11 protein-coding genes are annotated in these 12,460 nt (G+C 59.5%); 6 read left to right on the forward strand and 5 right to left on the reverse strand.

The annotated features are described in order from the left end of the window. Positions 1 to 101: 101 nt before the first annotated feature. The gene (gene thiO, locus AC6EI9_RS11030; RefSeq protein WP_498467806.1) at positions 102 to 1,223 is read right to left on the reverse strand and encodes a glycine oxidase ThiO; all 1,122 of its coding nucleotides are present in this window, start codon (positions 1,221 to 1,223) and stop codon (positions 102 to 104) included. Positions 1,224 to 1,277: 54 nt separating this feature from the next. Here thiO and gatB point away from each other — a divergent pair, with 54 nt between their 5' ends. Beyond that, complete coding sequence (gatB, locus tag AC6EI9_RS11035) at positions 1,278 to 2,762, forward strand: Asp-tRNA(Asn)/Glu-tRNA(Gln) amidotransferase subunit GatB (RefSeq protein ID WP_186989651.1); 1,485 nt, start codon at positions 1,278 to 1,280, stop codon at positions 2,760 to 2,762. Here the strand turns inward: gatB and AC6EI9_RS11040 are convergent. From AC6EI9_RS11040 to coaE, 3 genes are all read right to left on the reverse strand, one after another. After that, on the reverse strand, positions 2,752 to 4,623 hold the full coding sequence (locus tag AC6EI9_RS11040; RefSeq protein ID WP_498467807.1) for a CHASE2 domain-containing protein: 1,872 nt from the start codon (positions 4,621 to 4,623) through the stop codon (positions 2,752 to 2,754). The genes gatB and AC6EI9_RS11040 overlap by 11 nt on opposite strands. A gap of 35 nt (positions 4,624 to 4,658) precedes the next feature. Next, complete coding sequence (locus AC6EI9_RS11045) at positions 4,659 to 5,378, reverse strand: FecR family protein (protein WP_186989648.1); 720 nt, start codon at positions 5,376 to 5,378, stop codon at positions 4,659 to 4,661. Positions 5,379 to 5,498: 120 nt separating this feature from the next. After that, on the reverse strand, positions 5,499 to 6,164 hold the full coding sequence (gene coaE / locus AC6EI9_RS11050) for a dephospho-CoA kinase (RefSeq protein ID WP_498467808.1): 666 nt from the start codon (positions 6,162 to 6,164) through the stop codon (positions 5,499 to 5,501). A gap of 103 nt (positions 6,165 to 6,267) precedes the next feature. Here coaE and argJ point away from each other — a divergent pair, with 103 nt between their 5' ends. The 4 genes from argJ (at position 6,268) to AC6EI9_RS11070 (ending at position 10,305) form a co-directional block, all read left to right on the forward strand. Further along, positions 6,268 to 7,503: a bifunctional glutamate N-acetyltransferase/amino-acid acetyltransferase ArgJ gene (gene argJ, locus AC6EI9_RS11055; RefSeq protein ID WP_498467809.1), complete on the forward strand. Its 1,236-nt coding sequence runs from the start codon at positions 6,268 to 6,270 to the stop codon at positions 7,501 to 7,503. Between the two features lie 88 nt (positions 7,504 to 7,591). Further along, positions 7,592 to 8,257, forward strand: coding sequence for a hypothetical protein (locus AC6EI9_RS11060; protein WP_498467810.1), 666 nt, complete (start codon positions 7,592 to 7,594; stop codon positions 8,255 to 8,257). Positions 8,258 to 8,314: 57 nt separating this feature from the next. Continuing rightward, complete coding sequence (locus AC6EI9_RS11065) at positions 8,315 to 8,626, forward strand: hypothetical protein (protein WP_498467811.1); 312 nt, start codon at positions 8,315 to 8,317, stop codon at positions 8,624 to 8,626. Next, entirely contained in the window at positions 8,623 to 10,305 is a 1,683-nt protein-coding gene (locus tag AC6EI9_RS11070) for an ABC1 kinase family protein (RefSeq protein WP_498467812.1), read from the forward strand. The genes AC6EI9_RS11065 and AC6EI9_RS11070 overlap by 4 nt, the downstream gene beginning before the upstream one ends. Before the next feature lie 315 nt (positions 10,306 to 10,620). On the opposite strand, the gene eno is transcribed toward AC6EI9_RS11070, so the two are convergent. After that, on the reverse strand, positions 10,621 to 11,913 hold the full coding sequence (gene eno / locus AC6EI9_RS11075; protein WP_498467813.1) for a phosphopyruvate hydratase: 1,293 nt from the start codon (positions 11,911 to 11,913) through the stop codon (positions 10,621 to 10,623). A 145-nt stretch (positions 11,914 to 12,058) separates the two neighbouring features. On the opposite strand from eno, the gene gloA reads away from it, so the two are divergent. Beyond that, entirely contained in the window at positions 12,059 to 12,460 is a 402-nt protein-coding gene (gene gloA, locus AC6EI9_RS11080; RefSeq protein ID WP_498467814.1) for a lactoylglutathione lyase, read from the forward strand.

The following is a 12,460-nucleotide window of genomic DNA, read 5'->3' on the forward strand; positions in this document are numbered from 1 at the left end:
ATCAGGTCTGTACTGATGGCGTCCATCAACACTCCTTTGCGATGGTGCACGCCGGCCAGCCAGGGAGAGCCCAGCGTCAATTTGTTTTCAATGTCGACCCGTCAGCTGGCTTGAAAGCGATTCCAGCGAAAGCTGGGTAGCAGTGCCGCAAGATCCCGCTTCGGCTCCGCGGTGCAGACGAGATCGGCAATCAGTTCAGAGGTTGCACCAGCCATGAGAACGCCGTTGCGATGATGGCCGCAGGCCAGCAGAAGCCCTGGAATCGGACTCGTGCCCAACAGTGGGCTTTCATCAGGTGTGCAGGGACGGAACCCCCACCAACGCTCCATGGGAGGCCAGCTCTCGGCTTCGGGTAGGAGAGCGGCAATTCCTTGTTTGAGGGTGGTTTGACCTTGTGGAGTGAGCCCTTCGCTGAAGCTGGCATTGCGTTCGCTGGTGGCTCCGACCACCACCAGCCCATCTTCGCGGGGCACGAGATAAATCCCTGGGCCGAAGATCACGCGCCGGAGGGCACCGCGCGGACTCTGCAGCGACAGCATCTGACCTTTCACTGGGAACACCGGCAGCTGAGGCAACAGCTGTCCGCTCCAGGCGCCGCTGCAGAGCACGGCGCGTTCGCAGGTCAGTGTTGCTTCCTTTCCCTCCGAATCCCTTGTGCGCACTCCGCTCAGGTGGTCATTGGCCGTGAACAGTTCCAACACCTCCACTCCCTCCTGGAACTGCACACCGCGATCCACGCAGGCGCTCTCCAGAGCTCGCATGAGCTGACGTCTGTTATCGATCTGACCGTCCTGGGCGAACAACAGTCCAGCCCTCCAGGTCGAGTTGATGCCTGGCAGTTCCTGTGACAGCTGCTCGCGGTCAAGGTGCTCGCCGAATGCAGCTGTGGGGTAAGCGTCCCGTTCGTCCGCGCTGTGGAAGGGCACCACGATGCCCGTGGAACGAAGCCCGCAAGGAAGACCACTATCGGCCTCGATCTGGGCGACCCAGCTGGGTATGCGTCTCAGACTGAGTTGTCCGAGGTGCAGGAGCGCTCCTTCGAGGCCTTCGGCGTGGGGCGCCAACATCCCGGCCGCCACGAAACCAGCTGCTTCGCTGCGGCGTCTGCTCAACACCGTCACTGGGATTCCACGGCGTGCCAGTTGATGGGCGACGGCCAGTCCCATCAGCCCTCCACCAAGGATGAGCACCGTTTGAGGGGCTGAGCTATCTGAGGCGGTCATGACCGAATGTCTAGCCTTTCCATAGGATCAAGCCCTTATCGATCCTCTCAACGGATGTCGGCACCTGCAGCGACTGAACAGGCCTGGGAAGCTGTGATCGGCCTGGAAACCCATGTGCAGCTGGGCACCGACAGCAAGATTTTCACGGCAGCTTCCACCACCTTTGGGGATGATCCCAACACCCACATTGATCCGGTGGTGTGTGGTCTGCCGGGAACGCTGCCGGTGTTGAACCAGAAGGTGCTCGAGTATGCGGTCAAGGCTTCGATGGGCCTGAATCTGAACGTTGCGGAGCACTGCAAGTTCGATCGCAAGCAGTATTTCTATCCGGATCTCCCGAAGAACTACCAAATCACTCAATACGACGAGCCGATCGCGGAAGAGGGTTGGATCGAGGTGGAGGTGGCTGAAAAGGGCAAGGACACCTATCTCAAAAAGATCGGCATTGAGCGCCTTCATATGGAGGAAGATGCGGGCAAGCTCGTGCACGCCGGCAGTGATCGTCTGGCGGGATCCACCCATTCGTTGGTGGATTACAACCGTGCCGGAGTGGCGCTCGCAGAAATCGTCAGTAAGCCTGATCTGCGCACGGGTCGTGAAGCTGCTGAATACGCGTCGGAGATCCGCCGGATCGTGCGTTACATCGGTGTGAGCGACGGCAACATGCAGGAGGGATCGCTGCGCTGCGACGTGAACATCTCTGTGCGCCGCGGACCCGATGCCCCCTTCGGCACCAAGGTGGAGATCAAGAACATGAACTCCTTCTCCGCGATTCAGAAGGCCTGCGAATACGAGATCCAGCGCCAAATCAAGGCCTATGAAAGCGGCGAGCCGATTGTTCAGGAGACCCGTCTCTGGGATGAGGGCAAGCAGCTCACCAAGAGCATGCGCAGCAAGGAAGGGGCCAGCGATTACCGCTATTTCCCCGATCCTGATCTTGGGCCCATTGAAGTGAGCGTTGAACAGCGTGAGGCGTGGAGGGCGGAACTGCCTGAGTTGCCAGCCGCCAAGCGGCATCGCTATGCCGATGATCTGGGTCTGTCTCAGTACGACGCTCGCGTGCTCACCGATGAGCGTCCGATGGCCGATTACTTCGAGGCCGTGGTGAGTGACGGTGCTGACGCCAAGCTCTCAGCCAACTGGATCACAGGCGACATCGCTGCTTATGTGAACAGCAACCGGCTGAGTTACGCCGAACTCCCTTTCCGTCCTGATCAGCTGGCGGAGATGGTGAAGCTGATCGACGGCGGCAAGATCAGCGGCAAGATTGCCAAGGAAATCCTCCCTGAACTGCTCGAAAAGGGCGGTTCACCCAAGGCGATCGTGGATGAGCGTGGGCTGGGAATGATCAGCGATCCTGGAGCGATCACCGCCATCGTTGAAGAGCTGCTCGCGGCTCATCCCGGCGAGGTTGAGGCGTTCCGTGGCGGCAAGACCAAGCTTCAGGGCTTCTTTGTAGGCCAGCTGATGAAAAAGACCGGTGGCAAGGCAGATCCCAAGCTTGCCAACCAGATTCTCAGCCAAAAACTCAAGGGATGAGCCTGGGTCGATAGACCTGGCAGCGATTCATTCCCTTGATCGCCTGCTCACCGAGATTGTCCGTGGCGATCACTGCCCCAGCAAGGAGTGCAGTTTGCTCATCCATCAGGATGGGCGTGCCGAGCTTTCTGGTCAGTGATTCCAGGCGGCTGGACAGATTGACCGTGTCGCCGATCACGGTGAAATCCATCCGTTGTGGACTGCCGATCTGGCCAACCACCGCTTCCCCGCTGGCCAGGCCGATGCCACAGCTGAGCGGATCAAGGCCTCTCTCCGTCCAATCCTGATTCAGTTCTTCCAGGGCCTGACGCATGGCTGCGGCACAACGAACCGCCTGTCTGGCTTCCAGCTCAGTCCCTCGACTGACCGGTGATCCAAAAACGGCCATGACGCAATCGCCGATGAACTTGTCGACCGTGCCCCCATGCTCGTTGACCACCTCCACCATTCGGCCCAGGTAGCGATTCAGCTGATGGATGAGCTCTTCGCTGCGCCCTTGTTGCGATCGTTCCCGGGTCAGGGCTGTGAATCCCTCAAGGTCACTGAACAGGACTGTCACGTTGAGAGTCTTGCCTCTGAGAATGCCTTCAGCGCTGTCGCGGTCTTTGAGGATTTCCTGGACCACGCTTGGGGACACATACCGCTCAAAGGTCTGGCGGAGCCGTCGACGTTCCTGCTCCTCCCGCCAGAAACTGCTGACGGCAAGTGTGGAAGCCAGGCCAACGATCCCGGCGCTTGGTGCCAGCAAAGGCAGCACGGTCTGGCGTTGCACAAGCGTGATAATGCTGATTAGAAGGAGGCTGCTCAGGCCGAGTGAGCAGCTGATCAGCCGCCAGCGCAGAGTGAGGCGCCGCGTGGCCAGATAGGCAATCAGCCAGCTGCAGACAGCGCTTAATAGAGCTTTCTGCCAGGGATGCTGAGGCCATTGACGCAGACCGCTGCCGTCGAGGTCATTGGCGGTTGCTGTGGCCAGGAGTTCAACCCCCGACAGGGTCCCAAACGGTGTGGACTGGCTGCTCTGGTTGTCTTCCAGAGTTGGACCGATCAGCACCAGAGTGTCTCGGAGCCTGTCTCGCAAGGGGTGATTGCGCCAACGCTGCGGGTCCAGCACTTCCCAGGCTGACAGTCGGGTGATGGTTCCCTCAGGTCCATACAACCGCAGCGAACGATCAGCCTGATCGTGCGGTGGCTCCAGCCCGGCGATCTTCAGCAGGGCGGAGGGGAGGGATTGCTGCAATTCGAAGTTGTAGGGCCGCAGCACCCGTTGCCCATAGGCTTCTGGATGTGGACCGATACTGCCGTCTTCGGCGTTGAGCATGTTGGTGAGGCCCAGATAGGGCAAGCCGCCCAGGGCATCCAGCAGGGTTGATGCGGGGGGCTCGAGGGAGAGACCGCCCGCCCCCTGGCGATCAACCGGTTCCATCATTTCGGCGGCCAGAGCCACTGATGAACTGTGGCGCTTCAGTGTTTGTGCGAAGCGGGCATCATCCTCCGGGCCATACATGCTTTGGCCGGCAAACAGCACATTGATCGCCACACCACGACTGCCAGCTGCGATGACGCGTTCAATCAGCTTCCCGTAGACCGCTCTTGGCCAAGGCCAGCGTTCGAGACCTTCACTCCAGGGAGCTGGGTTCGCATCCTCCAGTACCCAGCGTGCCTGTTGCAGAGATGCATCATCAACAGCGATGACCACCACCTCTGCCGGCGGTTTGCTGGGCCCCGCCCAGAGTGTGATCTGATCACTGATGTCTTTGGACCAGCTCCGCCATAGAGCCGGTGGCCAGCCGCTGAGGCCACCACACAGCAGGCCGAACAGCGTGATCGCGATACTTGTTCTGGCCTTGCCGGTGGTTCTCATCCGCCATCGTGCATGGAGTTGGGGTGATCAGTTCATCAGAAGAAACGAACTGGGCTCGGCACGCTGGGCAGGCTGGGTGTGATTCGGATCTGGCTTCCCGGCACGCTGGGGATGCGTAAACCAGGCACATTCAGATTCAGATAACGCCTGAGATCAGCCAACCCCGGCAATGGAGCCGTGTAGCCGATGAACAGGGGGCCATCAAGGATTCTCTGGTAGTCCCCTGCAGCCAATTGCAGCAGTCCGATCACCACACCCGCAGGACTGAGTTGAAGGCGTTGGCCTGCTTCAACGGTGACGGCCTCCTGCTCACCGCTGTTGTCCGTCACTTCAACGGAGCCTTCCAGTACGGCCAGATCTGTACTTCCGTCATCACTGACTTTGAGAACGTAATTGGTGCCGCGAACGCTCAATCGGCTTGAGGACGTACAACCGTCCTGACGGCCTGAGATCAGAATCTGGCCTTTGTTCAGCAGGAAACAGCTGCTGCCGAGCTTGACCAGCGATTGGCGGTTGATTCGACCAACAGCACCTCCGCTGAAGCCAATCTGGCCGCGGCTCAGTCCTGTGCTGATGACTTGCGGCGGCTGGGCTTTTTGCTCGACTTTGGCTTTTTGATCGTCAATGAACAGTTCGTCTCCGTCCAGAATTTCCTCGATGGTGGCTTTCTGGGAGTCAGCAAAAACCGGAGCCGTTCCAATCAGTGAGATTGTCAGGCAGGAGCTGAATACGACGATCTGGCGGAAGAAGCTCATCGGTTCGATCGATCTGACCAATCGAATCCTGCCATCGTTCGCTGAGTGTGACTCTGAGCTCGTTTCAATCGTCTGATCTGACTGTGGTTGGGTGCGCTGATTGTTGTCAGAGCTCAGGCCTCAGGGGATCAAGGGCTGACTGGGGTTGATCTGCGCAAGCCTCGTCTGGATCTCTCGTTCCCAGCGGATTGGCGCTGAACAGTTGTCGAGCAGCAGGTCGGCCTGTTCGCATTTCCGGCTCATGGGCCATTGAGCGTTGATTCTTGCTTCGGCCTCGGCCGTGCTGAGACGGTCACGCTGTTTCAGACGCTCAAGCTGCTGTGCCGGCAGGCAGTGAACCACCCAAATTTCGGAGACCATCTCTGTGAGATCGGCTTCAAACAGAAGCGGAATCATCAACACGATGGTTGACGTTTCTGGATGCTTGTCAAGTTCAAGCTCAAAACGCGCACGGACCATGGGGTGGATGGTCTGCTCGAGCCATCGTCGTTCGTCCTGGTTGTTGAAAACGATCCTGCCAAGCTCGCGGCGATTGATGCTGCTTTGACCTGAGCTCCGATCGATGTCGCAATCCGGTGCAGCTTCAACCTGTCGTCCATAACGCTTCAGCACGGCTTCAAAGGCCTGACTTCCAGCATTCAGCGCTTCATGGGCGTAGCGGTCTGCATCCAGAACCACAATCCCAAGGTCTTGCAAGTAGCGCGCAACGCTGCTTTTGCCGCTGGCGATGCCACCGGTGAGACCGATGCGGTGCTGTGCACCGTGCCAGCGGGATGTTGCACTCAAGTGCCCGTGCTTGATGACTGATTCCAGTCTGTAACTCGCGCGTTTTCACAGCGCCGCGTGGCCGTTTTGAATAAGCCATGTGGATCGTTTGTTCAGGCCTTTGATGGCGCAATCTTCCAGCTGGACGCCGATCGAAGGCGGTGTCACTGCCCCCTGCGGATTTCAGGCTGCCGGCATGACAGCTGGTCTCAAGGACTCCGGAAAGCCGGATCTGGCTCTGGTGCTGGCGCCGCAGGGTGCCGTCTGTGCCGGTACTTTCACCACCTCAATGGTGCGGGCGGCCTGCGTGGATCTCTGTGCTGAGCGCTTGCAAGCCAGCGAGGGATGTTGCAGGGCTGTGCTGATCAATTCCGGCCAGGCCAATGCCTGCACCGGAGACCGTGGTCTGATCGATAGCCAGCGCGCCACTCAGGTTCTGGCAGACCGGCTGGGCCTATCGATTGACCAGGTTTTGATCTGCTCGACGGGTGTCATCGGCGTTCCAATCCCGATGCAGCTGTTGCTGGCTGGTCTGGATCCGCTTGTGGAGGCTCTGGCAGTCGATGGCGGTTCGGCGGCTGCGACGGCGATTCTCACCACGGATTTGGTGGAGAAGCAGATCGCTGTTGAGGCCAAGATTGAAGGCCGCAGAGTGCGCATTGGCGGGATGGCCAAAGGTTCGGGAATGATTCACCCGAATATGGCCACGATGCTCGGTTATCTCACCTGTGATGCCGGAGTGCCAGCAGAGGCTTGGCAGGTCATTGTTCGCCGCGCCGTGCAGCGATCGTTCAATGCCATCACCGTGGATGGCGACACCAGCACCAACGACACGTTTCTGGCCTTCGCCGCCGGTGAACCTCTGCCGGCACATCAGCTCGGTTGGCTGGAACAGGGAGTGACTCTGGTCGCTCAACATCTCGCGCGTGCGATCGCTCGTGATGGAGAGGGTGCGACCTGCCTGATCGAGGTGCTTGTGGAGGGAGCTGCATCCGAAGCAGACGCTTTGCAGATGGCTCGCACCGTATGTGGATCATCGCTGGTGAAAACGGCTGTGCATGGGCGTGATCCCAACTGGGGCCGAATCGTGGCGGCGGCTGGGCGCTCGGGAGTGGCCTTTGATGCGCAGGCGGTTTCTCTCTGGATCGGTGAGCATCATCTGATGGAGAACGGTCAGCCGCTTGGCTTTGATCGGGCGGCGGCGTCGACCTACCTGCAAGAGCGGGCTTCCTGCCGCTACCTGGACGATGACGCTGTGGTGATCCGTCTGCTGATCGGCTCCGGTTCTGGCCAAGGTCGTGCCTGGGGGTGTGATCTGTCTGATCAATACGTGCGCATCAACGCCGATTACACAACTTGATCAAACAAGCGAGGTGATGCAGCACCGGCGATCAGAGGCGAAGATGGGCTGCGCCGACTGTTCGGTGTTGTTCGTACCTGCCAGAGCGATGACCACGACCACCTCTGATCAGCAGCGGCCTCGGCGACCTCGTTACTGGGTTGGTCCTCTTGTGGCGGGCGCTTGTTTTGCTCTCGGTTACGGCATCACCCAGCGGGTGGTGTTGATGCGCCAGGCCTGGGACAAGCCTCAGCAGGCAACGTTTCGCCAGAACAGTTTTCCTGGAGAAACCCTGGATGGGTTGAGACGACGGTATGGCGCTGATCAACCGTTGATTGGGGACGTTGCTGCGAAGGAGGCTCTTGATGCCGAGCAGCGCAAGTCAAATGAACAGGCCGAGGCCATCGCCAAGCAAGGGCGGCAAGGTGAGCAAGCGCAGCAGGCTGTTGTGCCAGAGCCGTGGTCGGTTCGAGAGGAGCCTGTGTCCACTGCTGCACCAGTTGCTGCACCTGCTCTGGATGTTGACCAGCAGGTGGGTTCTGATGGGGCTCAGCCCGCTGCGGTCTTGACTCCCGACGCTGAACCGGTTGTGCCTGAGCCGTCGGCTGCCACAGACCCTGCCATCGAGCCTTCTGTTCAAGTTGCGCCGGAAGCGGAACCTGCCGTTGTTGCCACTCCCGAGCCTGCGGTCGCTCCAGCCCAGCCAGTCATCGATGAGTCGCTCATCTTCAGAGCACCACCGGCCACTGCACCAGCGACACCACAGACTCCCTGAGCTTGGTCACAACCCTGTCGGCGTATCTGCCACAGTTCCTGAATCGCTAGTCAGGCCATGACTCCCCCGGACGCCCTGTTGAGAGCGGCGATGAATCGTCTGATCGCCCGGGTGGGTGAAAGTGTGGCCGACGCAGCTGCCGGTGTTGCTGTCGCTGTGCAGGATGCGCCTGAGCGCATTCGGCAGGAATGGGATCTGTTTCAGGAAGAGGTGAAGGCAGAAGCTGAACGTTTGCAACACGAGGACCAGCCCCGCACGGCATCGACAGCTGATCGCTCTGGCACAGAATCTGAGTCGCTGCAACAGCGCATCGATCGGCTGCGTGCCCAGGTTGCTGACTTGAGCACGCGCTTGGAGGAACGGTCTTGAGTCGTTGGCGTGCACGCCCTCTCCCTTGGCGCAGGGGGCTGAGAGCACTGCGCATCTGGCGCACGGTCGTGGTGCTGCTGTTCCTGCTCTGGTGGGACAGCTGTGGCTGGACATATCCAGGTGGCGTCTCTACGGAGCGGCGTCAGTCCCGTCAGCAGCAGCGTGCGCGCTGGCTGACCAGGGAATTGCTCCACCTTGGTTCGGCGTTCATCAAGCTCGGTCAACTGCTCTCAGCGCGTCCTGATGTGCTGCCTGCAGGCTGGGTCGCAGAACTGGCTGATCTGCAGGACAAGGTTCCGGCGTTCCCTTTTGATCAGGCCCAGGCTCTGCTGGAAGCCGAGCTGGGTGCGCGCTGTGCGGAGATCATTGATCTCGATGAGAACCCTCTTGCAGCAGCATCGTTGGCTCAGGTGCATCGAGCCAGCCTGCGCAGCGGGCGTCAGGTGGTGCTCAAGATTCAACGCCCCGGTCTGGAGTCTCTGTTCCGACTTGACCTGGAGGTGATGCAACAGGTGGCATCTGTGCTGCAGCGTCATCCGCAATGGGGCCGGGATCGTGACTGGGTGGCAATCGCTCAGGAATGCCGGCGCGTGTTGTTGCGTGAGTTGGATTTTCGTTTGGAAGCGCAGCACGCTGCCCGCTTTCGTCAGCAGTTTCTGGATGATCCCCGCATTCGTGTTCCCGGCGTGATCTGGGAACTGAGCACCCGTCAGGTCCTTTGCCTCGATTACCTGCCGGGCATCAAGATCAACAACCGTCCTGAACTACTGGCGGCGGGTATCGATCCGAGTGAGGTCGCTGAGATCGGTGCCGCCAGCTACCTGCAGCAGTTGGTGCGTTTCGGCTTTTTCCATGCCGATCCCCATCCCGGAAACCTGGCGGTTGCAAGCGATGGTGCCCTGATCTACTACGACTTCGGAATGATGGGGCAGCTGTCCGAGCGGTTGAGACGACGGCTGGGTTCCATGGTTCGGGCAGCTGCGTCCCGCGATGCATCAGCTCTGGTGGAGGAGATGCAGGTGGCTGGTGTGATCGCCGCAGATGTGGATCTCGGGCCTGTGCGGCGTCTGGTTCGTCTGATGCTGCGGGATGCACTCACTCCTCCCTTCAGCGCTTCGGTGATCGACAAATTGTCGGGAGATCTCTACGAGCTGGTTTATGGCCAACCGTTTCGGCTGCCGGTGGAGCTGATCTTCGTAATGCGAGCGCTGTCGACTTTTGAAGGCGTGGGACGCAGCCTCGATCCCGGCTTTAGCCTGGTGGGGATCGCCAAACCTTATCTGCTGCCGCTCATGACTTCCAGTGGATCCGGTTCCAATGATCTCTTCAATGAACTTGGTCGTCAGGTGGGTGCCCTGAGTTCACGGGCCGTGGGGATTCCTCGTCGCCTGGATGAAAGTCTCGAGCGACTCGAACAGGGAGATCTGCAGCTCCAGATCCGGATGGGTGAATCGGATCGTCAGTTCCGCCGCATGGTCACCGCTCAGCATTCCATTGGTCAGTCGGTGCTGCTCGGAGGCCTGGCTCTGGCGGCGGCTGTCATCGGCGCCAGCGTTCGTCCGCTCTGGGCTCTGCTGCCTCTCGGTGCAGCTGTCCCGGTCGGGATGGGCTGGCTCAAGCTCCAGGTGAAACTCCGCAAGGATGCCCGCATGGAATCCTTGTCGTCGACACAACGCTAAATCGGATTGCTTGCCAAGCCCTGGTTGCTTTGCAGGGAACAATTCAGAAGTTTGACAATTGTTCGATAGAGATTCTTTGCAAAAAATATAAATTTCGAGCCTTAATTGTCTTATGTAGACATTTCAGAATGCTTGGTTTATCTTAACGTGGCTGTCATGATTCATTGATGCAATGATCTTTTTGATGGCTTGAAAATTCTCTCTTGCTCTTGTTGGATTGATTTGAAATCTTTGTTTCAAGCACCCTTGAAAATGCCCATTCACTCTTGAAATGAAAGAGTGAATGGCGGCTTCTTTGCCTTCTGATCAACTGATTCAGGCTTTGCCTCGGGGGCCCTGGCCCACTGCACCGGCATAGACCGCCTGGCTGCCCAGTTCGTCTTCAATGCGCAGCAGCTGGTTGTACTTGGCAACGCGCTCACTTCGGCTCAGAGAACCCGTTTTGATCTGGCCAGCTCGGGTCGCGACAGAGAGATCGGCGATGGTCGTGTCTTCAGTTTCACCGCTGCGATGGCTGATCACGCTGGTGTATCCCGAGCGACCGGCGAGGTCGATGGCCTGCAGCGTTTCGGTGAGAGAACCGATCTGATTCACTTTGATCAGGATCGAGTTGGCTGTGCCGCTGTCGATGCCCTGCTGCAAGCGCTTGGTGTTGGTCACGAACAGGTCGTCACCCACCAGTTGCACCTTGCTGCCGAGGCGCTCGGTCAGCAGTTTCCATCCCTCCCAGTCGTCTTCGGCAAGGCCGTCCTCGATCGAAACGATCGGGAACTTTTCAACCAACTGTTCAAGTTGGCCGACCATTTGAGCGCTGTCGTAGCTGCCTCCGTCAAAGGCGTAGCGACCATTCTCGAAGAATTCGGTACTGGCAACATCCAGAGCCAGAGCGATCTGTTCGCCAGGCTTGTAGCCGGCCTTTTCAATCGCTTCCACCAGAATCTCGCCCGCTTCCACGTTGCCAAGATCAGGAGCGAAGCCTCCCTCATCACCCACGGAGGTGCTCATGCCTTTGTCCTTGAGCAGTCCCTTCAGGGTGTGGAACACTTCGGTTCCCATGCGCAGCGCCTCACGGAAGCTTGGGGCGCCATGGGGAACCAGCATGAATTCCTGGAAATCCAGGCTGTTGGCGGCGTGCGCACCACCGTTGATCACGTTCATCAGCGGCACCGGCAACAGCGTCGCCATCGGTCCTCCCAGATAGCGGTAGAGAGGGAGTCCAAGACCATTGGCGGCTGCGCGGGCATTGGCCATGCTCACCGCCAGGATTGCGTTGGCGCCGAGGCTGGATTTGTTGTCGCTGCCGTCCAGCTCCAACATTGCTGCGTCCACGGCTGCCTGGTCCAGGGCGGAGAGCCCACAGAGGGCGGGGGCAATGCGCTCCTCGATGTGATTGACGGCCTGGATGACGCCCTTGCCCATGTAGCGATCGCCGCCGTCGCGCAGCTCGTGGGCTTCGTGGGCACCGGTGCTGGCACCACTGGGCACGATGGCCCGACCACTGGCTCCACCTTCCAGCAAGACCTCGGCTTCCACCGTTGGATTTCCGCGGGAGTCGAGCACCTCACGGGCCACGATGGTGTCGATGACGAGGTCGAGGGAATCGAACACGTGATGCGGATCAAAGACCTGGCGATCCTATGGGTCCCCCTGCAACGTTGATTCCCTATCCCCGCCATCAGGCCACGACACCTGCGGCTTCTCCACCGCTGATCCTCGGGATGCACCATGCTGGTGACAGCGATTGATCCCGATCATGCGCATGCTTCACACCATGCTTCGGGTTGGTGATCTTGAGCGATCGCTCACTTTTTATACCGATGTCCTGGGCATGCAGTTGCTGCGTCGCAAGGACTATGCCTCCGGTCGTTTCACACTGGCCTTTCTGGGTTATGGCGACGAAAAGGCTCACACCGTGCTGGAGCTCACGCACAACTGGGACACCGAGCACTACAACCTGGGTGATGGATATGGCCACATCGCTCTCGGGGTGCAGGACATCCATGCCACCTGTTCGGGGATCGCTGAGCGCGGTGGAAGGCTCGTGCGCGCACCGGGCCCGATGAAGCACGGCAGCACGGTGATCGCTTTTCTGGAGGACCCCGATGGCTACAAGGTGGAGCTGATTGAGCTTGCGTCCCGATCGACGGCCGCTTGA

The sequence above is a fragment of the Synechococcus sp. MIT2312 genome (genome assembly GCF_059772315.1).